This window comes from Mesorhizobium sp. M4A.F.Ca.ET.022.05.2.1, assembly GCF_003998845.1.
Classification (GTDB): domain Bacteria; phylum Pseudomonadota; class Alphaproteobacteria; order Rhizobiales; family Rhizobiaceae; genus Mesorhizobium.
In genome coordinates, this window is the sequence record NZ_RZOJ01000068.1 from 1 (window position 1) to 21,378 (window position 21,378).

A 21,378-nucleotide genomic window follows, 5' to 3' on the forward strand; every position below is an offset into this window, starting at 1 on the left:
AACACCGGCTGCGCCAGACACAAGATTGCGGCCTTGCCCTGGCTTGTCGCCCTGGGGACCCTGCCGATGCCGGCACTCGCCGGCAACGCGCCGGCATTCGAGCTCAAACTCGACATCGACCGTAACGGCAAGATGGACAGGGTTGTGGTGATGCAGGAGCCCGGCGCGCCGGCCGATCTCATCATCTATCTGGCAGCCGGCGAGGACCACCTTGATCCTCCCCCGCGGCCTGATTTCGTCAGGAAGGGACTGACCGAAGACCGTATCATCGATCTCGAAAGCAAGGGCAAGGGATCGGTGGCGATCACGTCCTGCTTCGGCTGCGGCGCCAGCAAATCGACGGAAGAAACGCTGACGATCGTCTACCGCCGAGGCAGGTTCCTGGTCGGCGGCTACAGCCGCAACTGGGACTGGAACAAGCAGACGGTGGATGGCGTCGAGACGACGCTCGGCAGTTGCGACATCAATTTCCTCACCGGCAAGGGTGTCGCCTCGCAGGATCTGGACGACGGCAAGCCGATCGAGGGGAAGTTCACGCCGGTCAATCTCTCTGACTGGTCGTACGAGCGCCGTCCGAAGCCTTGCGAATTCAGCGACTGAGCAGGCCCTTGGCCGCGTCCTCGTCGGTGATCAGCACCGAGACCCTGGTGTTGGCAAGCGCGGCGCGCATGACGGCCACCTTGTCCTGCCCACCCGAAACCAGGATGATCGACGGAATATCGGAGAGATCCTGCAGCGGAAAGGCGCAGACGCGACGGTTGACCTCATGGTCGATGGGGCGGCCCTCGACGTCGATGAAGTAGCAGAGGATGTCGCCGACAGCGCCGGCCGCCTGCAATTCCTCGAGCTCGCTAGGCTTGATGAAGCCGTAATTGGCGATCGGGCTGTTGCCGGAGAAGGCGCCGACGCTGAGCACGGCGATGTTGGCGCGCCGGGCACGGAAGACGACGTCCTGGACGCTGCGCTGGCTCATGAAGGCATCGCGCTGTTCCGGCCTGTCAGCATAGACCGGCACGGGCAGCAGATAGCATTCGGCGCCGATCTTCTCGGCGAACTCCCAGGCGCTCTCGGTCGGGTTGAGCGGCTGCGCGTGAGTGAGGCCGCCAAGCATCGAGACCACCGTGGTCCTGGCAATCGGCCGCCGGGGCAGTTCGTTGATGGCGAATTTCAGCGTGCGGCCCCAGCCGAGCGCGATGACATCACCGGGATTGACGTTGTCGGCCAGATAGGTTGCCGCGGCATGGCCGATCATCAGCGGCGCGTTGCTTCTGTCCGCGGCCGACGGCACGACAACGGCCTGGCTCAGGCCAAAGCGCTGCTTCAGGCTCTCCTCGAGCTGCACGCATTCGACGACGCTGTCGCGGATGCGGAACTGGACCACGCCCTCCTCGCGGGCGGCGGAGAGGATACGATGCACCTTGATGCGGCCGATGCCGAGGATCTCCGAGATGCGCTCCTGCGTCAGACCCTCGACATAATAGTGCCAGGCAGCGCGCGCCTTGAGCTCGGCGTCCGGGAAGCGCGAGGCCTTCTCGTTCTCGATCACCGCCATCCTCATGCCCTCCTGCCGCTGTCGCCAGCCAGCGTCGTTCGTCCGGTCGTCTTGGTCCACTCCACGACCTGACGGCACCGGCTTCGGACCAGAAAACTGATTCCGGTCGCGCATGATGCCCTTGCCCTCCTAGGGCAATCCGTTGGGTGGCGCAAACCGCCGCTGAGCGGCGCGACGGCCCTTGACAATTTTCTGATGAACAGATTAGCTGAACAAAATTGCATATCAAAGATAAATTGTTCACAAGGGAGGATGCCTGGTGAACAAGAACGGACGGCGACGCATCGCCTGTCCGCCGACGGAGGAGACGAAGTGGCTGTGAGCAACGATGCAAGCGAGCTGAAGGGCGTGACGAGCGCGCAAGGCTCGACCGGCGCAAAGCTTTCGGCGCTGTTTGCCGGAACCATGGGACCGCTGATCGGGCTGGCGCTGCTGTGCCTGGCGCTGACGATGACAACCGACACCTTCCTGACGGTGCGAAACATCCTCAACGTGCTCGACCAGATCACCGTGCTCGGCATCATGGCGATCGGCATGACGCTGGTCATCCTGATCGGCGGCATCGATCTTTCGGTCGGCTCGGTGCTGGCGCTGGCCTCGATGGTGATGGGCTTCGTCGCCCACCCCGACTATCTCAATCTCGGGATGCCGGCCGGCGTTGCCGCGGCGCTCGTCGTCGCCGGCCTTTGCGGCCTCGTTTCGGGTCTGCTTGTGACGGTGACCAGGCTGCCGCCTTTCATCGCGACGCTGGCCATGATGTCGGTGGCGCGCGGCCTCGCCAACATGATCACCGACGGCTCGCAGATCGTCGGCTTTCCCGACTGGTTCACCAACCTGTCGATCATCCGTCATTTCGGCTTCCTGTCGGTCACTGTCGGGCTGATGGTCGTGCTGGCGATCGTCTTCGCCATCTTCCTCAACTACCGCGCCACCGGTCGCAGCCTCTACGCGGTCGGCGGCAGCGCCGAAGTCGCGCGCCTGTCCGGCATTCCGGTGAGGTCACTGACCAACTGGGTCTATGCGATCTGCGGCGTGCTCGCCGGACTTGCCGGCATCGTGCTCGCCGCAAGGCTCGATTCCGTACAGCCAAGCTCTGGCCTCGGCTACGAGCTCGACACGATCGCTGCCGTGGTCATCGGCGGCGCCAGCCTTTCGGGCGGCGTCGGCTCGATCGGCGGCACGGCGGTCGGCGTGCTCATCATCGGCGTGCTGCGCAACGGGCTCAACTTGCTTGGCGTTTCGCCCTTCATCCAGCAGGTGGTGATCGGCGTGGTGATCGCGCTTGCCGTCGCCACCGACACCTGGCGGCGCAGAGCACAGTGAGGAGCCGGGCGCAATGAGAATTCGCCCGGGTCTCCGGGCGATAGACGGATCGGTCGATCCGAGACTGGGAATGTTCGGCCATGGGGCGCCGTGATGCGCGGGCGGAACAGATTGAATATCAACGGAGGAAAACCATGCTGACCAAACGATCACTCTTGCTTGCCGCCGCGGCCATCATCCCGCTGCTTGGCCTGTCCGACGCCGCTTCGGCCAAGGACGCCAAGAAGCTCGGACTGGCTGTCGCCAACCTGCAGGCCGACTTCTTCAACCAGATCAAGCAGTCGGTTGAGGCCTATGCCAAGGAGAAGGGCATCGAGGTTGTCACCGTCGACGCCAAGGGCGATTCGGCCACCCAGGTCAGCCAGGTGCAGGACCTGATCACGCAGAACATCGACGCGCTGATCTACATCCCGGCCGGCGCCACCGCCGCAACCGTGCCGACCAAGACGGCGAAGGCCGCCGGCCTCCCGGTCGTCAATGTCGACCGCAACGCCGACGGCGCGCCGGGCGACACTTTCATCGCCACCAACAGCGTCGCCTCGGCCCAGGGCGTGTGCGACTACATCGCCAAGCAGGCCGGCGGCAAGGGCGAGATGATCATCATCCATGGCCAGAAGGGCACGACGCCGGAAGTCGACCGCTCGAAGGGCTGCGGCGAGGCGCTCAAGGCCTATCCCGACATCAAGGTGGTTGGCGAGCTGTGGAGCGAAGGCTGGCACCAGGATGAGGGCTTCAAGCTGACGCAGGACCTGCTGCAGTCGCATCCCGAGGTGTCGATCGTGTTCGGCCAGGCCGACGCGCTGGCGCTGGGCGCCGCGCAGGCGGTCAAGGTCGCCAATCCCGGCCACAAGGTGTGGGTTGCCGGCTTTGACGGCGACGTGGCGGCGCTGAAGGCCTTGAAGGACGGCGTGTTCGACGTCACCGCCACCCAGCAGACGCAGGGCATGGGCCGCCTCGCCGTCGACGCGGCGATCAAGCTGGTGGCCGGCGACAAGATTCCCGCCGAACAGCTGCAGGAAGCGACGCTGACCACCAAGGACAATGTCGAGCAGTTCATCGCCAAGCATCCGTAAGGACTGACACCCTTCTAGAGAGCGCCATGATGTCCCCTGACCCTCGCCAAAGCGGAAGCCCGCACAATGGGCTCTTCGTCAGCGGTCTGTGCAAGAGCTACGGGCCGGTGCAGGTCCTGGCTGATGCGAGCTTCGAGGTGCGGCCGGGCGAGGTCGTGGCGCTGCTCGGCGAGAACGGCGCCGGCAAGTCGACCGTCTCCAACATCATCGCCGGTTCGACCAAGCCCGATGCCGGCACCATCATCTGGCGGGGGAAGCCCTACTCCCCCGCCAATCCGGCCGCGGCCATCGAGGCCGGCGTCGGCATGATCCATCAGGAATTGAAGCTGCTGCCGGACCTGTCGGTGGCGGAGAATGTCTATGTCGGGCGCCTGCCGATGCGTGGTGGCCGCATCGACCGCGCGACCATGAATGCAAAGGCCTCGGTGCAGTTGAAGCGCCTCGGCCTCGATGTCTCGCCAGAGCGCAAGGTGCGCACGCTGCGCGTCGCCGCCCAGCAGCAGGTCGAGATCGCCAAGGCGCTGACGCTGAACGCCGAGCTTCTGATCCTCGACGAGCCGACCGCCGCGCTCGGCGGCGAGGAGACGGAGCTGCTGTTCCAGCAGATCCGCAAGCTCAAGGCCGAAGGCATGTCCTTCATCTACATCAGCCATCGCCTCGACGAGATCGCGCAGATCGCCGACCGCGTGGTGGTGATGCGCGACGGCCGCATCGTCGCCCGGCACGAGCGCGCCGACATCCCGGTGCGCACCGTGGTCGAGCAGATGGTCGGGCGCAGCGTCGAGCGCATGTTCCCCAAGCTGTCGCCGCCGCGCGATGAGACGCTGCTCGAAGTCGAGAATCTGTCGTCGCCGGACAAGAGCTTCAACACCGTCAGCTTTTCGGTGAAATCAGGCGAGATCCTTGGCATTGCCGGGCTGATCGGCGCCGGACGCACCGAGCTGGTGCGGGCGATCGCCGGCGCCGACCCGATCTCTTCCGGTGCGGTGCGCGTCGCCGGCAAGCCGGTGCATCTCAACGGCCCGGCCGCCGCGATCAGGGCCGGCGTCGTGCTGGTGCCGGAAGACCGCAAGGCGCAAGGCGTGGTGCTGGAGCAGACGATCGGCGAGAACCTGGCATTCGGCAATTTCGACCATGTCGCGCCGAAGGGCTGGGTGTTTCCCAAGGCAGTGCAGAAATTCGCCGAGGCCGGCATCTCCCGGCTCGGCGTCAAGGGCAAGCCCAACCAGGCGGTCTCGAAACTTTCCGGAGGCAACCAGCAGAAGGTGATCATCGCCAAATGGGTGTCACGGCCCCCCAAGGTGTTCATTCTGGACGAGCCGACGCGCGGCATCGACGTTGGAGCCCGCGCCGCGATCTACGACGTCATCGCCGACCTCGCCCGCTCCGGCATGGCGGTGGTGGTGGTGAGCTCGGATCTCGAGGAGGTGCTGGGGCTCTCGCACCGCGTGCTGGTGTTGAGCCGCGGCCGCCAGCGCGGCATCCTCGAGCGCAGCGAAGCCAGCAATGTCGCGGTGATGGAGCTTGCGACAAGCTGATATCGACGTGAGGAACCCAGGGAATCGAAACTTTGCGCAGCAGGTGATAGCCTCCCAGGCACCGGACCGCGCGGGGCGCCAACAAGTGTTGGCGCCCTTTGATTTCGGGAGAGCCGGCAGGAGGGAACCAATGACCAAACTATTCGATCTCAGCGGCGACGTTGCGCTGGTCACGGGCGCCGGCAGCGGCATCGGCCAGGCGATCGCCATCGGACTCGCGGAAGCCGGCGCCGACATCGCCTGCTTCGGCCACAGTTCGAAGGGCGGGCTGGAAGAGACCGCGCAAAAGATATCGGAGCTCGGCCGCAAGGCGCTGGTGCTGAACGGCTCGGTGACCTCCGAAAGCGACCTGTCGGCGGCGATCGAGCGCCTGGAGAAAGAACTCGGCGCGCTGACTATCGCCGTCAACAATGCCGGCATCGCCGGCGCCGAACCCGCCGAGACGCTGTCGCTGGTGAAATGGCAGAAGATCTACGACGTCAATGTCAGCGGCGTGTTCCTGTCGTGCCAGGCCGAGGCGCGCGTCATGCTGCCGCGCCGCAGGGGGTCGATCATCAACATCGCCTCGATGTCGGGCTCGATCGTCAATCGCGGGCTGACGCAGGCGCACTACAATTCCTCGAAGGCGGCCGTGATCCACATGTCGAAAAGCCTCGCCATGGAGTGGGCCGACCGCGGCCTGCGCGTCAACGTCGTCAGCCCCGGCTACACGCTGACGCCGATGAACAAGCGGCCGGAGGTGGCCGAGCAGATAAAGATCTTCAAGCGCGACACGCCGATGGGTCGCATGGCGACGCCGGAAGAAATGGTCGGGCCGACCGTGTTCCTGGCGGCCAGCGCCTCGAGTTTCGTCACCGGCATCGACCTCATCGTCGATGGCGGCTTCGTCTGCTGGTAGGAGAGAAGATGCAGAAGCGCTTTGAAGGAAAGACGGCGGTCGTCACGGGCGCCAGCGGCGGCATCGGCGCTGCCATGGCAAGACGCTTCGCGGCGGAGGGCGCCGCGGTCGTGGTCAGCGCCATCGATCCGCGTGTCGACGAGGTCGCGGCAGGCCTCAAGGCGGCGGGCGCGAAGGTCGCGTCAATGCGCATGGATGTAACCAGGAAGGGCGAGGTCGCGGCGCTCTACGACCTCGCCGAAAAGGAATTCGGCCGCGTCGACATCTCGGTGCAGAACGCCGGCGTCATCACCATCGCCAGGATCGAAGCGATGACCGAGGCCGAGTGGGACAAGGTGCTGGCGGTGAACACCAAGGGCGTGTTCCTGTGCTGCCAGGAAGCGATCGGGCGCATGCGCAAGCATGGCGAGGGCGGCCGGCTGATCAACACCGCTTCGGGTCAGGCGCGGCAGGGTTTTATCTACACGCCGCACTATGCGGCCTCGAAATTCGGCGTCGTCGGCATCACCCAGAGCCTCGCCAAGGAAGTGGCCAAGGAGAAGATCACCGTCAACGCCATCTGCCCCGGCATGATCGACACCGACATGTGGGCCTATAACGACACCGCCTGGGGCAAGCTGCTCGGCGACTACAAGCCGGGCGAGTTGATGGCGGAGTGGGTGAAGAACATCCCGATGGGCCGTGCCGGCAGCGGCGAGGACGTCTCCGGGCTGGTCAGCTTCCTCGCCAGCGACGATGCGGCCTACATCACCGGTCAGACCATCAATGTCGATGGCGGCCTGATCATGTCCTGAGGCTGTCGGATTGCGCATCGCTCAGTGCGTTTGTGCGTTGCGCGACATGAACCTTGGTATATATAATTTCATCCTATGAAACGGCTTCGGCTCGCCGCATGACGCGCCAGGCCTGGATCATGGGACCCTGATGGCTCGCATGCTCAAGAGCGCCGCGCTGGCGGCGATCGAACCGCGGATGACTGCCCCGGCAGCCATCGACGGGCGGCCATGACGCGGCCTCGCTTCGCACGGCACCTTCATCCTGGCATCATTTCACCTTTCGCGCCGGCTTTAGTGCCGGATGGGCGCTTGCGCAGCGACCGGCTTTTCCAACACAATCATAAAAAGACCAGAAGAAGGGAACGACCGATAATCCTCACCAGAGCTTGACAGGAGAACAAGCATGTCACTTCGGAGCATGATTTCGACAGCATCAACGGGAGCCCTAACGCTTGCCCTGGCAAGCGCACTGACGCCGGCAGCGCAAGCGGCCGCGCCTGAATCCAGCGATCCGATCAAGATCGCCCTGTTCGACTGGACCAGCGTCAACCTCAACGCCAAGATTCTTGGCGGCATCTTCGAAAAGCTCGGTTACACGGTCGAATATCCGACCGCAGATTACCTCTCCAGCCTGACCACCGGCCTCACCAATGGCGACCTCGATGTCGGCCTCGAATTCTGGGACACGACCGCCGGCGAAGCCATGAAGGCTTCCGACGCCACCGGCCAGACCGAACGGCTGGGCAAGCTCGGCCCGAAGGCCAAGGAAGAATGGTGGTTTCCGGAATACATGAAGGAAAAGTGCCCGGGCCTGCCCAACTGGGAAGCGCTGAAGGACCCGAAATGCGCCGAGGCCTTCTCGACGGCCGAGACTGCGCCGAAGGGCCGCTACCTGGGCGGCCCGGTGACCTGGGAAGGGTTTGACGACGAGCGCGTCGAGGCGCTGAAACTGCCCTTCACCGTCATCCATGCCGGCACCGACGCGGCAATGTTCGCCGAGCTCGAGTCCGCCTATCAGCGCAACGCGCCGATCATGCTGTGGATCTATTCGCCGCACTGGGCGCCGGCCAAGTACAAGGGCGAGTGGGTGCAATTCCCCGAATACACGCCGGAGTGCTACACCGACCCGAAATGGGGCACCAACCCCGACGCCAAATATGACTGCGGCAAGCCGCATGGCGAAATCTGGAAATATGCCTGGGGCGGCATGAAGGAGAAATGGCCGGTCGCCTACAAGGTGGCCAAGGCCTATACGATCGACACCGACGAGCTCAACAAGATGAGCGGCGACATCGACCTCAACGGCAAGACGCCGGAAGAGGTCGCCGCCGCGTGGATCACCGCCCACGAGGCCGACTGGAAAGCCTGGGCGCAGTGACCGTTCCGACTGGAAACTGCGAGACCCGGCCGGGCATGGCCGGGTCTCTACTGCCCGTTCCAGAAGGACGAATGCATGAGCGACGCGACTGAACCGCAGGCCGCCGGCGCGCCCAGGGATGCGCGCCCGATAAAACTTGCCTGCCGCAATGTCTGGAAGCTGTTCGGCGCCAACGCCGCGAGCTTCATCCGCGAGCGCGCCGGCAAGGCGAGCCCCACCGACATAGCGGCGGCGGGACTGGTCGGCGCGGTACGCGCCGTCGACCTGGAAATCTGCCAGGGCGAGATCTTCATCATCATGGGGCTCTCGGGCTCAGGCAAGTCGACGCTGGTGCGCTGCATGTCGCGGCTGGTCGAGCCGAGCCACGGCAAGGTCGAGTTCGAAGGCAAGGACCTGCTGAAAATCTCCGATGCGGCGCTGATCGAGCTCAGGCGTCACCGCATGGGCATGGTGTTCCAGAATTTCGCGCTGCTGCCGCATCTCAACGTGCTCGACAACATCGCCTTTCCCTTGAGCATCCAGGGGCAGGACCGGGCGACGCGAGAGGGCCGCGCCCGCGAGGTGATCGAGCTCGTCGGCCTGCGCGGGCGCGAGCATTTCTATCCGCGCGAACTTTCCGGCGGCCAGCAGCAGCGCGTCGGCATCGCGCGCAGCCTTGCCACCAAGCCGGAGATCTGGTTCCTCGACGAGCCGTTCTCGGCGCTCGATCCGCTGATCCGTCGCGAGATGCAGGACGAATTGATGCGGCTGCAGACGATGCTGCACAAGACCATCGTCTTCATCACCCATGATTTCGACGAGGCGATCCGGCTCGCCGACCGCATCGCCATCATGAAGGACGGCGAGGTCATCCAGACCGGCACGCCGGAGGAGCTGGTGGTCAATCCGGCGACCGACTATGTCGCCGAGTTCACCCGCGACGTCGACCGCGCCAAGGTGATCTCGGCGAGGAGCCTGATGCGCGCTTGCGGCGGCACCGAGCATGGCGGCACGGTCTCGCCGGAGGCGAAGATCGCCAGCTTCTCGGCCGGTATCGTCGCCGCCGGCAAGCCCTTCGCCGTGATCAACGGCAGCGGCAAGCCGATCGGCGAAGTGACGCCGCAAGCGGTGATCGACCTGCTGGCCGGCATCGAGCGCAGCGGAGCCGGCGCATGACGGTGACGGCGAGCGTCAGCGAAGCCAGGCCGCCGGTCCAGCGCTGGCTGGCGATCTGGGCGCTGGCGCTTCTCGCGGTGCTGGTCGTGTTCCTGCTCGAGGACAAAGTGCCCTGGGCGGTCAACTATCCGGCCGACGCCGTCATTCCGGTCGCCGACTGGATCAGCGACCTGATGAAGTGGATAAAGGCGAGCTTCTCCTGGCTGACGCGCTCGATCACGGCGGTGCTTGGCGTGCCGCTCGATTTCGCGCTCGATCTTCTGGCCAAGAACTTCAAGATCGGCCATGGCGCTGACGCCTTCACCCTGCCGCGCCTGTCCTGGCTCGGCGTATGCGTTGCGGCGTTCCTCGCCGGCCGCGCCGCCGGCGGCTGGAAGTTGGGTGTGCTGGTCGGCGGCTGCTTTGCCTATGTCGCGCTGTTCGGCCAGTGGACCAGCGCCATGCTGACGCTGGCGTTGATCTCGATCGCGGTGCCGTTCTGCATCGTCACCGGCCTGTTCGTCGGCATCTGGGCCTGGCGCAAGCCCTGGGCGGAGAGGTTCGTCGTCTCCCCTGCCCTCGACCTGATGCAGACCATTCCAACCTTCGCCTATCTGATCCCGATGCTGCTCCTGTTCGGCAACAGCCCGGTGTCGGCGATGATCGCCACCGCCATCTTTGCCACGCCGCCGATGGTGCGGGCGACGATGCTCGGCCTGCAGCGCGTGCCATCGGAGATCGACGAGTTCAGTGAGATGGCCGGCTGCACGGCCAGGCAGAAATTGTGGCGCGTGCTTTTGCCCTCGGCGCGGCCAACGCTGATGGTCGGCGTCAACCAGGTCATTATGCTGGCCCTGAACATGGTGATCATCGCCTCGATGATCGGCGCCGGCGGCCTCGGCTATGACGTGCTGCTGGCGCTGCGGGCGCTGAAGGTGGGCGAAGCGATGGAGGCCGGCCTTGCCATCGTCGCTTTGGCCATCGCGCTCGATCGGCTGAGCCAGGCGATCGCCCACAACCAGGCGATGGGCCAGACGCATCGGGCGGCGGGCCTCAATTTCTGGCGGCGCTATCCCAACCTGACGTGGGCTGTCGCCATCCTTGTCGTCACCACGCTGCTCAGCCTGTTGGTGCCCAGCTTCGCGGCGGTGCCGAAAGCGATCACCTTCACGACGGCGCCGTTGTGGAAGGCGGCGGTGAACTGGGTGACGATCAATTTCTTCGACACGATCGAAGCCTTCCGGGTGGCGCTGATCCTTAACGTGCTCAATCCTGTGCGCGCCTTTTGCGAAGGTTTTCCGTGGCTTGGCGCTGTGTTCCTGCTCGGCCTTGCCGGCTACCAGCTCGGCGGCTCGCGGCTTGCCGCGCTGGTCGCGGGTCTCACCGCCTTCTGCGCGGTCACCGGGCTCTGGGAAAAGACCATGGCGACGGTCTATCTCTGCGGCATCTCCGCCTTCATCTCATGCCTGATCGGCATTCCGATCGGCTTTGCCGCCGCGCGCAGCGAGCGCTTCGAGAAGATCGTCACGCCGATCATCGACACGCTGCAGGTGCTGCCGTCCTTTTGCTTCATCATCCCGGTGGTGATGCTGTTCCGCGTCGGCGACGTCACCGCGATGATCGCGACGATAGCCTTCGCCGTCGTGCCGGCAATCCGCTACACCAACCACGGCATCCGCCAGGTGCCGCCGGCGCTGATCGAGGCGGCGAAGGTTTCGGGCTGCACGCCGCGCCAGACCTTCTTCCGGGTACAACTGCCGCTTGCGCTGCCCGAGATCATGCTCGGCGTCAACCAGACGATCCTGATGGCATTGGCGATGATCATCATCTGCGCCATGATCGGCACGCGTGACCTTGGCCAGGAAGTGTTCATCGCGCTGTCCAAGGCCGATTCCGGCCGCGGCATCGTGGCAGGCCTGGCGATCGCCTTCATCGGCATCGTCGCCGACCGGCTGTTCAACGCCTGGACAGCGAAAGCCAGGGCGAGGCTGGGGTAACACCCAAAGCGCCAAAACCACCCAAAGGAGAGAGAGTATGACCAGCCGGATAGCCAGCTGCGCCTGCGGCCAATTGCAGATCCGCTGCCAGCGGGAGCCCGACATAGTGTCGCTTTGCCATTGCCTGGACTGTCAGCGGCGGACCGGCAGCCCGTTCGGCGTAGCGGCCTTCTTCGATGCCGCAACGACCGAGATCACCGGGTCGTCGCGGACATTCCAGCGCGATTCCGACAGCGGCTGTCCCATCGCCTTCCACTTCTGCGGAACGTGCGGCTCGACGGTGTTCTGGTATCCGTCGCGACGGCCGGCGGCGGTCGCCGTTGCCGTCGGCTGTTTCGCCGATCCGTCGTTTCCGCCACCGACGCGGTCCGTCTACGACAAGCGCCGGCACGACTGGGTCGCCGTGCCGGCCTGACGGCAAGTGCACCGCTTCGCGAAGGCCTTACTCCGCCGCGACGCCCTTCACCTCGAGATAGCTCTCCATCGAGTCGTCCAGCGCCTGCAGCCAGGGCGTATGGTGCAGCGGCGCCATCGTGCCGGTCATCAGCGAGCGGTAGGCATGGTCGCGGAAGCCCATGATGTCCTCCACCTTGTGATGCTCCCACTCCATGAAAGTGTGGTTGACCGCCTCGACATCGAAGCCCGGATAGTCGGTCTGGTCCATCAGCTCTTTGGTGTAGTCGCCCTGGAACCAGATCATCTGCTCGGCGTCCTCCAGCGTCTCCTCGCGCGCGCGCCACTTGGCGCTATGCTCGGCCATCGCCTCGGCCGACGGCAGCTTGATGCGGGCCATGATGACGTCGCGCGCGTACCAGGCCTGCGCGTCGAACATGTTGAAGGTGTAGAACTGGTCCTGCATGCCGATATAGAACAGCTTCGAATTCTTCTCCCAGACGACGCCCTCGTAGAGGTCCAGCGGCCACATGCGGTTTGCGGTCTTGAGCTTGAGGTCGTCGGTGAGGAAGGGGAAGGAATGCAAATAGCCGGTGCACAGGATGATGGCGTCGACCTCCTTGGTGGTGCCGTCCTTGAAATGCGCGGTCTTGCCGACGACTTTCTGCAGCAGCGGCACCTCCTTCCAGTTCTCCGGCCATTTGAAGCCCATCGGCTTCGAGCGGTAGCTGGAGGTGATCGACTTGGCGCCGTATTTGTAGCACTGCGAACCGATGTCCTCGGCCGAATAGGAGCGACCGATGATCAAGATGTCCTTGCCCTTGAACTCCATGGCGTCGCGGAAGTCGTGGCTGTGCAGGATGCGGCCGTTGAAAGTGGCGAACCCCTCGAAGAACGGCACGTTGGGCACCGAGAAATGCCCGGAGGCGACGACGACATTGTCGAACTCTTCCGAGTAGGTGACGTCATTGCTGCGGTCATGCGCGGTGACGGTGAATCTCTTCGTCGCATCGGAATAGGTGACCATGCGCACCGGCGTGTTGAAGCGCACCCATTTGCGCACGCCTGATTTTTCGACGCGGCCCTTGATGTAATCCCAGAGCACAGCGCGCGGCGGATAGGAGGCGATCGGCCGGCCGAAATGCTCCTCGAAGGTGTAGTCGGCGAATTCGAGGCATTCCTTCGGCCCGTTCGACCAGAGATAGCGGTACATCGAGCCATGCACGGGGTCGCCATGCTCGTCGAGCCCGGTACGCCAGGTGTAGTTCCACAGGCCGCCCCAGTCGGACTGCTTCTCGAAGCAGACGACTTCCGGAATCTCGGCGCCCTTATCGGCGGCCGACTTGAAGGCTCGAAGCTGAGCCAAACCCGAGGGTCCTGCTCCGATGACGGCAACGCGACTGTTCATGGCGGGTCTCCCGTTCTCATTTTCCCTAGCGAAACAAATTTCACTGTCAGTGACAGTAATTGGCCCTCTTGTGCTGTCAATAACCAACTGCGTGAACGGCGTTGGCGTGCAGCGGATTTCACGCGGAAAACCGGCGACGGACAATTTGGCGAGGAATGGCCCTGCGACATAGGATGGCTTGCCGTCGCGTTTGCCCTCTTGTATCGCCGCCGAATATGTTCACCATGAGTGAAATTCTCGCAGAATCTGAGGGCGACATGGCGAAGAAGACTTCCGATCTCAAGCACGCTGCCGGCGCCACAAAGGGCAAGCCCTCGCCGAAGAGCATTGGCCCGAACGGGCGAACGATCCGCACGCCGCTCACCCAGGACCCGCATGCCATTCGCGACACGCGCGAAAAGGTGCTGGAAGTGGCGATCGGCCGCGAGGTGCGGGCATTCCGCAAGAAGCTCGGCATTACCGTCGCCGATCTCGCGACCGCCACCGACATTTCGCTCGGCATGCTGTCGAAGATCGAGAACGGCATCACTTCGCCGTCGCTGACGACGCTACAGGCGCTGTCGCGCGCGCTCGGCGTTCCGGTCACCGCCTTCTTCCGCCGCTTCGAGGAGGAGCACAGCGCCGTCTTCGTCAAGGCCGGCGAAGGCCTCGATGTCGAGCGCCGCGGCACGCGCGCCGGCCACCAGTACAATCTGCTCGGCCATATCGGCTCCAACACCAGCGGCGTCGTCGTCGAGCCTTATCTGATCACGCTGACTGAGGATTCGGACGTCTTCCCGACCTTCCAGCATGCCGGCATGGAGTTCCTTTACATGCTGGAGGGCGAGGTGGTGTACCGGCACGGCAGCAATCTCTATCCTATGAAACCTGGCGACAGCCTGTTCTTCGACGCCGACGCACCGCACGGACCGGAACAGCTGACGCGGCTGCCGATGCGGTACCTTTCCATCATCTGCTATCCGCAAAGCAGCGCTGGGTGATCGGCTGATCTCCCCCTTCGTGGGGGAGATTGGCAGGACAGAGGTGGGCGCTGTCCCGCCGACAGTTTCAATCCGGCCCAAACCCCGGGCTGGTCGGGCTCCCGTCGTCCAGCTTCGACAGCCACTCGACCAGCGTCGGCCTATAGCGGGTCAGGCCCTTGTAGGTGGCGAGCTCTTCCGGCAGGTCGCGGATGACGCGGTGCAGGCGACACGCCCATTTCGGCTGCGTCACCAGCTCGTCCATCTTGATCAGATAGCAGCGGATCGGGAAGACGATGCCGTTCGAGCGCGGCAGCCGCCAGAAGCTCTGCAGCTCGACGCGCAGATGCACCTTGTCGCCAACATTCTCCGGCGTGACCGTCGCCCGGTCCGGACCCCATTTGTGGTAGTTCTCCGGGCTGGTGTCGAGGCGCGGATTGATGGTCATCGTCCAGTTGAGCCGCCGCGCCGGCTTGCCCTGTTGGATGTTGGTGAGGAATTTCAGCGCACGGATGAAGATGCCCTTCTCGTGCGCCAGCGGCACCGGCGCGTGCCACTCGAAGAAGTTCATGCCGATGTCGAAATCGAGCGACCAATCGGCCTGGGTGGTGACCATGCCGGCATCCATCCACAGATTACCGTCGCGCTGATCGAGGATGCAGAAATCGCCCTGGCTCTGCCGGGTGATGTATTCCATCGGGCCATAGGGCAGCGTCGAGGTGTCGCCGAAGGTGAAGGTGTCGTCGATGCCGAGCGGCCGGTTGATCCAGCGCCAGCGGTCGCCGTCGCGCGTCAGCGTGAAATGCTCGGGATAGCCGAGCGCCTGCTGCTCCATCAAAAGCTCGAGCAGGTCCCAGCCGGCCAGCGTCATATGCGGCAGCGACTGGCAGCGCAGCGGATCCTCGGCCAGCACCAGCGCGCGATCCTGCATCTCGGCGACATAGTGCTCGTCGACGTCGATCAGGTTTTCCAGCACGCTGCCTTTCGGGCCGACGACATGCGGCTCGATGTTGACGGCATACATGTAGCTGTCTTCGTTGAACGGGAACGGAAAGCGCCTGATGTGCTCAGGGCTGTTGCGGAAGGTGTAGTCGTCCCGAAATGTTTCCTTGCGAAAGGTGATGCCCAAGCTCGCCTCCTATCTTTCCAGGACCAGCGACTTGCCCTCGAAGCGCGAGACGCAAGGCATGATCTTGCAGCCGGAGCGATGGTCTTCCTCGCTCAGCCAGTGGTCGTTGTGGATGAACTTGCCGTCTGCCGAGATGACATTGGTCTCGCACTGGCCGCAGACGCCGCCGCGGCAGAGATAGGGCGGATCGACGCCGGCGGCCTCGATCGCCTCGAGCAGACTCTGCTGCGAGCCGACACGGATCGTCTTGCCGCTGACGGCCAGCGCCACATCGAAGGGCGCGCCGGGCTGGGGCGCCGCGAAATGCTCGAAATGCACGGTTTCCGACGGCCAGCCGAGAGCGGCGGCGCGGTCGCGCACCCAGTTGATCATGCCGGCCGGGCCGCAGACGTAGAGATGCGTGCCGAGCGGCTGCGTCGAAAGCAGACGGTCGAGATCGATGCGCTCGTCGCGATCGTCGTGGTAAAGCTTCACCCGGCGGTCGTAGCGCTGCTGCAGGATATCGGCATATGTGCCGAGCGAAGCGGTGCGGCAGGTGTAATGCAGCTCGAAATTGCCACCCGACCCCGCCAGTTGCGCGGTTTGCGCCATGAACGGCGTGATGCCGATGCCGCCGGCCAGCATCAGGTGCTTCCTGGCTCTCAGGTCGAGCGAGAACAGGTTGACCGGATAGCTGATCACCATCTCGAGGCCGGGCTTGACCGACCTGTGCATGAACAGCGAGCCGCCGCGGCCGACATCGTCGCGGCGCACCGAGATCGTGTATTCGCTGGTATTGAGCGGTGAGCCCATCAGCGAATAGGGGTTGAGCCTGGTGCGGTCGCCGTCGCGCATCTCGACCACGACATGGGCGCCGCCTGAAAAGGTCGGCAGGAGTTCGCCGTCGCGGCGGCGGAAATGGAAGCGGGTGACCAGATCGTTGACGGGGGCGACATCGCTGACGACGACGTCGAGCTTGGTGGTGCCGGTGCTCATCGGAAGACCTCCTCCATCGGAGGAACCTCTGAGCGATCCTCGGCATTGATGCAGACGCCCTGGAAGGCGGCCAGGCGCCTTGAATAGTGGTCGCGCACCAGAAGCAGCAGGCCGCAATGCGCGCAGGTCGCCGGCTGCGTCGTCACGTTCTCGGTGATGCCCTTGCAGTGAACGCACTGCATGCGGCGCGCCAGCGAGCCGCGATGCTCGGTCTGCATGGAGGTGTGGTCGATGCCGGCCTCGAGCGCCACCTGCATGGCCTGGCCGATCAGCCCTTCGGTGCCGCTAAGATAGAGACGCAGGCCCATATGGGCGTTGGTCAGGGTCTGCCTCAATCGCGGCAGCAGGCTGGCGAAGGACGGCGCAATATGGAGCTGCGCCGGCTTCAGCGCTTCGAGAGCGCCAATGTGCTTGCCGTCGGGACCCGGAATGAAGACGATCTCGGCACCGTCGAAGAAACCGGCCGGCGCCTTGCCGGCCATGTCGATGATCGCGAGCGCGCCTTCGGCATCCGCCACGAATAGATGGTGCTTGCCGGGCTGCGGAGACAGGGTTCCGTAAACGGGCCGGCTGATGATCGTCTTGGCTGCCATTCTACCTTAGATCAGTTGGAGCATGATCTTTTCCGAAAACCGGTTCCCACTTTTCGGGATCATGCTCTAGTGCCTCGATACCCCTCCCCGTTGATAATGCCTCAGCCCTTGGCGGTGCGCTTGGTCTTTTTGGGATCGTCGAACGGCAATGGTTGCGCCGTCGCGTTGATCGCGCCGCTCCTGTTGCGGATCTCGAGCCTGGCGTCCTTGACGGCGCAGTCGACGTCGAGGCGGGCGATGCCCATCGACTTCTCGACCAGCGGCGAATACATGGCGCAGGTCACCACGCCAACCTTCTTGCCGTCGCGATAGACCGGCGCGCCTTCGTCGGCCGCCTCCTTGCCGTCGAGCAGGACGCCGTAAATCTTGAAGCGCTCCTTGCCCTTCAGGCGGTAGTGCTCCTCGGCGCCGCGGAAGCCGGTCTTGCCGGGGCTGACGGTGAAGTCGAGGCCGAGCTCCCACAGCGTGTCGCCGGGGCCTTCATTGTCAAAGGGATATTTCTGCGAATTGTCGTAGGGGTAGAAGAGCAGGTAGCTTTCGACGCGCAGCATATCCAGCGTGGTGAAGCGGCACGGGATGATGCCCGCGCTCTTGCCCTCGTCGAGGATCCTGTCCCAGATCGTGCCGGCGTCCTGGCCGCGGCAGAATATCTCGTAGCCGCGCTCGCCGGTGTAGCCGGTGCGCGAGATCATCACCGGAAGGCCGAACAACTGCGTCTGCATATGGTGGAAGTAGTTGAGGTCGCGGATGCCCGGCACGTGCTTGGCCAGGTAGTCGACGGCGGTCGGTCCTTGCAGCGACAGGTCGTGCAGATTGTCGTCGAAGCGCAGCGAGACGTCGCGGCCCACAGCTGCCCGCTGCAACTCTTCATGGCCGGTGCCCGACCCGTGCACCACCATCCAGCTGTTGGGGCTGATGCGGTAGATGATGCAGTCATCGGTGAACTTGCCGGCCTCGTTCAGCATGCAGGCATAGGCCGACTTGCCGGGATAGATCTTCTCGACGTCGCGGGTGGTGGCGAGGTCGATCAGATGTGCGGCATGCGGCCCGGTGATGTGGACCTTCTTCAGGCCCGACACGTCCATCAGGCCGGCCTTGGTGCGGATGGCGACATATTCCTCATCGGCATCCTTGTCGTAGGTCCAGGCGGTGCCCATGCCGCTCCAGTCCTCGAGCTTCGAGCCGAGCGCGCGATGGCGGTCCGCCAAGGTCGAAAATCTCCAGGATGCCGTCATCCGATCGTCCTCCGTCAGAAAGTCATTGCTGTTCCCTGCTCCTTGGCTCGATGGCCGGAGCTTTGATCGAATATTGACCGCAAACGGCGAAGCGCTGCAATCCCCTTGAAGCAAATAATTTCATTGTCAGGCAAAATTCTTGACCTGGAACGAACGGTTCACAAACCGTAAATCCGGCTTGACAATTCCGGAATTCGGTCGGAACTTATGAAAAAAATTTCACTCTGTTGAAAGAGCGGGACGCCCGGCCGATTCGGGTTCGGACGTCGAGAGAAGGGGAAAACCGATGTCCGACCTGCAGCAGCGCATCAATGCGCTGTACCGTTCCGACGTGCGCGGATCCGCGCTCCTGATCATCTGCCTGTGGGCGACGATCCTCTTCGTCCTCATCATGGCATGGCCGTACATTCCGGACGCCGGCATCAAGCTGGTCGTCGCGGTCGCCGCCGCCGCAGTGCTGATCTTCAACACGGCCGCCATCCTGGCGATGGTCAACCACTACAAAGAAGACAAGGACTTCATCTACGGGCTCGACATCAAGAACGCCGATGCGTTCCGCAACCGCAAGGGGTAGACAGCATGTCCCGCTACACGCCGCCGGAACAGAGCAAGGCCGGCCAGATTTTCGACATCGCTGTCGTCGTGGTGGCCATTTTCGTGGCGCTGTGGCTGCCGCTGAAGCTCGGCCTCGCCGGAGCGGCGAAGTCCATCGATCCGCTCGACGCCAAGACCTGGGACGCGCTTGGCCAGAACGCCACCATGGCCTCGATCTGGGAGAAGCTCGGCTATACGCCCGAGACCGCGCACGACATCATCCAGAATCGGTTCCACTACATTATCGACTGGCCGACGCTGATCATCATGGCGATCGTGCTGATCGCCTATTTCGTCTTCCTGTTCCGCGCATCGGACCGGGAATATCGCGACGTCATCAACGAAAAATTCGACGACAAGTAATCCGGGGGCACGCTCATGTGGATACCGCTGTCTTACGCCTGCTGGGGCATCTCGATCGTGCTCGCGCTGTGGATGCTCTACGACTGGTTCAAGGTCGACTCGGCCTATTCCGAAGAGGTCTTGACCTCGTCGCGCGAAGGCGAGCTTGAAGCCGTCTCCGAGAAGCACCGGATCTGAGTGGGGATTGATCGATGACGGTCGCGCTTGACAACACCACCACCATCCACGGCGAGAGGGTCTCGCTGCTCCGGGTGCTCGGCCCCGCTCATGTCTGGGCGCTTGGCGTCGGCATCGTGCTGGTCGGCGAATTCACCGGCTGGAACTTCTCGGCCGACAAGGGCGGCGCGCTGGCGGCGCTGATCGTCTGCTGGATCGTCGGCCTGCTCTATACCTCGGTCGCCATGATCGATTCCGAGGTGACCTCGACCGTCGCCGCTGCCGGCGGCCAGTACGCGCAGGCCAAGCACATCGTCGGGCCGTTGATGGCCTTTAACGTCGCACTCTTCCTGGTCTTCGCCTACACGATGCTCGAAGTGTCGGACGCAATCCTGCTCGGCGACACGATAGTCGCCAAGGCCGGCGTCGAGGGGCTTACCCACAATTCCTTCATCGCCGCCACCATCGTGGTGCTGGCATGGCTCAACTATCGCGGCGTGCTGATGACGCTCAACGTCAACTTCATCATCACCGCGATCGCCTACATTTCGATCGTCATCCTGTTCTTCTCGGTGAGCCCGTGGACGCAAGGGGCGGTGCTGAAGCTCAACGAGCTGGTGACGCCCGGCAATGCGCTGCCCTATGGCTGGATCGGCGTCATCGCCGCCTTCCAGTTCGGCATCTGGTACTATCTCGGCATCGAGGGCACGACGCAGGCCGCCGAGGAAGTGCGCTCGCCGGCGCGTTCGCTGCCCTACGGCACCATGGCCGGCATGATCACGCTTCTGATCGCCGCCGCCATGACATGGTATGTCTGCGCCTCGATGATGCCGTGGGAATATCTCGGCATCACCTATTATCCGTTGTGGGACGCCGGCAAGCTGACCGGCAGCCCGCTGCTCGAGAACCTGCTGTTCATCGCGACGCTGCTGGCCGCGCTTGCCTCCGCCAATGGCTGCATCAACGATGCGGCGCGCGCCTGGTTCTCGCTCGGCCGCGACCGCTATCTGCCGAGCTGGTTCTCGGCGGTGCATCCGAGATACCGCACGCCCTACCGCTCGATCCTGTTCCTGCTGCCGATCGCGCTCGCCTTCGCCTTCATCGCCGATCTCAACCAGGCGATCACCTTCTCGATCCTGTCGGGCGTGCTGCAGTACACTTTCATGAGCATCAACATCATGATGTTCCGCAAGAAGTGGCCGCTGGGCTCGATCCGTCGCGGCTACACGCATCCCTTCCATCCGCTGCCGGCGATCGTGCTGTTCTGCCTGTGCGTGGTCACCTTCTTCGCCATCTTCCTCGGCTTCGGCTCGCAGCTGATCGCGATGACCATCTTCTATTTCCTGATCTCGCTGTGGTTCCACTTCTATCGCTACAAATTCGTGCGCCGCGGCGACCAGTTCACCATGCCGTGGCCGAAGCCGCAGGGCTATTGAGTGGAAAGTAAGCCCGCCGGCTGACGGTGGGCTCTGGCGCGTCGAGATGTCTGAGTTGACGTCAACTTTACTTGTCGGGGCGATTGCGCTTGCCGTCGTCGTCCACCTCGCCTGGCTCGCGCGCAAAAGCCGCAAACGGGCCAGGGCGGGGCTTGCCGCCGACACCGCCGACATTCGCTCCGTCATCGCCGACGCCATCGATGTCTCAGACGGCACCGCCGGTGTCCTCACCTGGGCGGGCACCTGGAACGGGCGTCGTGTGCAGGTCCGCACCATCATCGACACGCTGGCGACGCGAAAACTGCCGACGCGATGGCTGAGCGTCACGGTCACCGAGCCTGTCGATGTGCCGGGAACCTTCGACATGATGATGCGGCCGGGTTCGGCGACCACCTTCTCCAATTTCGATCACCTTGGCCATACGCTGCCGGCGGCCGCCAGCTTTCCCGCCGAAGCGGTGCTGCGCAC

General features: G+C 63.9%; 21 protein-coding genes and 1 pseudogene. 16 read left to right on the forward strand and 6 right to left on the reverse strand.

The genetic code is table 11. The annotated features are described in order from the left end of the window. Positions 1-600, forward strand: a 600-nt coding sequence (locus EN745_RS10655) for a hypothetical protein (RefSeq protein WP_210213748.1), incomplete at its 5' end; no start/stop codon positions are given. Here EN745_RS10655 and EN745_RS10660 read toward each other — a convergent pair. Continuing rightward, positions 590-1,552, reverse strand: coding sequence for a sugar-binding transcriptional regulator (locus tag EN745_RS10660; protein ID WP_126056025.1), 963 nt, complete (start codon positions 1,550-1,552; stop codon positions 590-592). The two genes, EN745_RS10655 and EN745_RS10660, sit on opposite strands and share 11 nt — an antisense overlap. Before the next feature lie 312 nt (positions 1,553-1,864). On the opposite strand from EN745_RS10660, the gene EN745_RS10665 reads away from it, so the two are divergent. The 9 genes from EN745_RS10665 to EN745_RS10705 all read left to right on the forward strand — a co-directional run bounded on the left by EN745_RS10665 (position 1,865) and on the right by EN745_RS10705 (position 12,084). Then, a complete protein-coding gene (locus EN745_RS10665) occupies positions 1,865-2,875 on the forward strand; it encodes an ABC transporter permease (RefSeq protein WP_189347647.1) in 1,011 nt (336 codons plus the stop codon). Between the two features lie 134 nt (positions 2,876-3,009). After that, positions 3,010-3,948: a sugar ABC transporter substrate-binding protein gene (locus tag EN745_RS10670; protein WP_126056026.1), complete on the forward strand. Its 939-nt coding sequence runs from the start codon at positions 3,010-3,012 to the stop codon at positions 3,946-3,948. Between the two features lie 29 nt (positions 3,949-3,977). Continuing rightward, positions 3,978-5,486 (forward strand): sugar ABC transporter ATP-binding protein, encoded by a 1,509-nt coding sequence (locus EN745_RS10675; protein ID WP_127421214.1) that lies wholly within the window; start codon positions 3,978-3,980, stop codon positions 5,484-5,486. A 130-nt stretch (positions 5,487-5,616) separates the two neighbouring features. Continuing rightward, complete coding sequence (locus tag EN745_RS10680; RefSeq protein ID WP_127421215.1) at positions 5,617-6,384, forward strand: SDR family oxidoreductase; 768 nt, start codon at positions 5,617-5,619, stop codon at positions 6,382-6,384. Between the two features lie 8 nt (positions 6,385-6,392). Beyond that, positions 6,393-7,178, forward strand: coding sequence for an SDR family oxidoreductase (locus tag EN745_RS10685; protein ID WP_127421216.1), 786 nt, complete (start codon positions 6,393-6,395; stop codon positions 7,176-7,178). Positions 7,179-7,563: 385 nt separating this feature from the next. Then, entirely contained in the window at positions 7,564-8,538 is a 975-nt protein-coding gene (locus EN745_RS10690; RefSeq protein ID WP_127421217.1) for an ABC transporter substrate-binding protein, read from the forward strand. Between the two features lie 75 nt (positions 8,539-8,613). Further along, complete coding sequence (locus EN745_RS10695) at positions 8,614-9,693, forward strand: glycine betaine/L-proline ABC transporter ATP-binding protein (RefSeq protein WP_127421218.1); 1,080 nt, start codon at positions 8,614-8,616, stop codon at positions 9,691-9,693. Further along, positions 9,690-11,669, forward strand: coding sequence for an ABC transporter permease subunit (locus EN745_RS10700; protein ID WP_126056031.1), 1,980 nt, complete (start codon positions 9,690-9,692; stop codon positions 11,667-11,669). Before EN745_RS10695 ends, EN745_RS10700 begins: the two co-directional genes overlap by 4 nt. A 37-nt stretch (positions 11,670-11,706) precedes the next feature. Continuing rightward, entirely contained in the window at positions 11,707-12,084 is a 378-nt protein-coding gene (locus tag EN745_RS10705) for a GFA family protein (RefSeq protein WP_126056032.1), read from the forward strand. Positions 12,085-12,111: 27 nt separating this feature from the next. On the opposite strand, the gene EN745_RS10710 is transcribed toward EN745_RS10705, so the two are convergent. Next, positions 12,112-13,470, reverse strand: coding sequence for an NAD(P)/FAD-dependent oxidoreductase (locus tag EN745_RS10710; RefSeq protein ID WP_127421219.1), 1,359 nt, complete (start codon positions 13,468-13,470; stop codon positions 12,112-12,114). Positions 13,471-13,727: 257 nt separating this feature from the next. Here EN745_RS10710 and EN745_RS10715 point away from each other — a divergent pair, with 257 nt between their 5' ends. Beyond that, positions 13,728-14,450 (forward strand): XRE family transcriptional regulator, encoded by a 723-nt coding sequence (locus tag EN745_RS10715; protein ID WP_126056034.1) that lies wholly within the window; start codon positions 13,728-13,730, stop codon positions 14,448-14,450. A 67-nt stretch (positions 14,451-14,517) separates the two neighbouring features. Here the strand turns inward: EN745_RS10715 and EN745_RS10720 are convergent, their stop codons facing one another. From EN745_RS10720 to EN745_RS10735, 4 genes are all read right to left on the reverse strand, one after another. Continuing rightward, the gene (locus EN745_RS10720) at positions 14,518-15,558 is read right to left on the reverse strand and encodes a DUF3445 domain-containing protein (protein ID WP_126056035.1); all 1,041 of its coding nucleotides are present in this window, start codon (positions 15,556-15,558) and stop codon (positions 14,518-14,520) included. A gap of 9 nt (positions 15,559-15,567) precedes the next feature. After that, positions 15,568-16,533, reverse strand: a complete 966-nt coding sequence (locus EN745_RS10725) for a PDR/VanB family oxidoreductase (RefSeq protein WP_126056036.1) — start codon at positions 16,531-16,533, stop codon at positions 15,568-15,570. Then, a complete protein-coding gene (locus EN745_RS10730; RefSeq protein WP_126056037.1) occupies positions 16,530-17,126 on the reverse strand; it encodes a dimethylamine monooxygenase subunit DmmA family protein in 597 nt (198 codons plus the stop codon). Before EN745_RS10730 ends, EN745_RS10725 begins: the two co-directional genes overlap by 4 nt. 101 nt (positions 17,127-17,227) lie before the next feature. Next, entirely contained in the window at positions 17,228-18,361 is a 1,134-nt protein-coding gene (locus tag EN745_RS10735; protein WP_126056038.1) for an aminomethyltransferase family protein, read from the reverse strand. A 286-nt stretch (positions 18,362-18,647) separates the two neighbouring features. On the opposite strand from EN745_RS10735, the gene EN745_RS10740 reads away from it, so the two are divergent. The 5 genes and pseudogenes from EN745_RS10740 to EN745_RS10760 all read left to right on the forward strand — a co-directional run. Then, entirely contained in the window at positions 18,648-18,935 is a 288-nt protein-coding gene (locus tag EN745_RS10740; protein WP_126056039.1) for a hypothetical protein, read from the forward strand. A 5-nt stretch (positions 18,936-18,940) separates the two neighbouring features. Beyond that, positions 18,941-19,318: a hypothetical protein gene (locus EN745_RS10745; RefSeq protein ID WP_126056040.1), complete on the forward strand. Its 378-nt coding sequence runs from the start codon at positions 18,941-18,943 to the stop codon at positions 19,316-19,318. A 15-nt stretch (positions 19,319-19,333) separates the two neighbouring features. Further along, entirely contained in the window at positions 19,334-19,495 is a 162-nt protein-coding gene (locus EN745_RS10750) for a hypothetical protein (RefSeq protein ID WP_126056041.1), read from the forward strand. Between the two features lie 14 nt (positions 19,496-19,509). Continuing rightward, positions 19,510-20,910 (forward strand): amino acid permease, encoded by a 1,401-nt coding sequence (locus tag EN745_RS10755; protein WP_127399888.1) that lies wholly within the window; start codon positions 19,510-19,512, stop codon positions 20,908-20,910. 46 nt (positions 20,911-20,956) lie between these two features. Beyond that, positions 20,957-21,378, forward strand: a pseudogene (locus EN745_RS10760) (hypothetical protein); the annotation flags it as partial.

Excerpts from the sequence above, each read along its gene's own strand:
- EN745_RS10725 (WP_126056036.1), bottom strand. The coding sequence starts at position 16,533 with ATGAGCACCGGCACCACCAAGCTCGACGTCGTCGTCAGCGATGTCGCC.
- EN745_RS10700 (WP_126056031.1), top strand. The coding sequence starts at position 9,690 with ATGACGGTGACGGCGAGCGTCAGCGAAGCCAGGCCGCCGGTCCAGCGC.
- EN745_RS10715 (WP_126056034.1), top strand. The coding sequence starts at position 13,728 with ATGGCGAAGAAGACTTCCGATCTCAAGCACGCTGCCGGCGCCACAAAG.
- EN745_RS10675 (WP_127421214.1), top strand. The coding sequence starts at position 3,978 with ATGTCCCCTGACCCTCGCCAAAGCGGAAGCCCGCACAATGGGCTCTTC.
- EN745_RS10735 (WP_126056038.1), bottom strand. The coding sequence starts at position 18,361 with ATGACGGCATCCTGGAGATTTTCGACCTTGGCGGACCGCCATCGCGCG.
- EN745_RS10710 (WP_127421219.1), bottom strand. The coding sequence starts at position 13,470 with ATGAACAGTCGCGTTGCCGTCATCGGAGCAGGACCCTCGGGTTTGGCT.
- EN745_RS10695 (WP_127421218.1), top strand. The coding sequence starts at position 8,614 with ATGAGCGACGCGACTGAACCGCAGGCCGCCGGCGCGCCCAGGGATGCG.
- EN745_RS10660 (WP_126056025.1), bottom strand. The coding sequence starts at position 1,552 with ATGGCGGTGATCGAGAACGAGAAGGCCTCGCGCTTCCCGGACGCCGAG.
- EN745_RS10690 (WP_127421217.1), top strand. The coding sequence starts at position 7,564 with ATGTCACTTCGGAGCATGATTTCGACAGCATCAACGGGAGCCCTAACG.
- EN745_RS10670 (WP_126056026.1), top strand. The coding sequence starts at position 3,010 with ATGCTGACCAAACGATCACTCTTGCTTGCCGCCGCGGCCATCATCCCG.
- EN745_RS10745 (WP_126056040.1), top strand. The coding sequence starts at position 18,941 with ATGTCCCGCTACACGCCGCCGGAACAGAGCAAGGCCGGCCAGATTTTC.
- EN745_RS10750 (WP_126056041.1), top strand. The coding sequence starts at position 19,334 with ATGTGGATACCGCTGTCTTACGCCTGCTGGGGCATCTCGATCGTGCTC.
- EN745_RS10740 (WP_126056039.1), top strand. The coding sequence starts at position 18,648 with ATGTCCGACCTGCAGCAGCGCATCAATGCGCTGTACCGTTCCGACGTG.
- EN745_RS10685 (WP_127421216.1), top strand. The coding sequence starts at position 6,393 with ATGCAGAAGCGCTTTGAAGGAAAGACGGCGGTCGTCACGGGCGCCAGC.
- EN745_RS10730 (WP_126056037.1), bottom strand. The coding sequence starts at position 17,126 with ATGGCAGCCAAGACGATCATCAGCCGGCCCGTTTACGGAACCCTGTCT.
- EN745_RS10680 (WP_127421215.1), top strand. The coding sequence starts at position 5,617 with ATGACCAAACTATTCGATCTCAGCGGCGACGTTGCGCTGGTCACGGGC.
- EN745_RS10705 (WP_126056032.1), top strand. The coding sequence starts at position 11,707 with ATGACCAGCCGGATAGCCAGCTGCGCCTGCGGCCAATTGCAGATCCGC.
- EN745_RS10755 (WP_127399888.1), top strand. The coding sequence starts at position 19,510 with ATGACGGTCGCGCTTGACAACACCACCACCATCCACGGCGAGAGGGTC.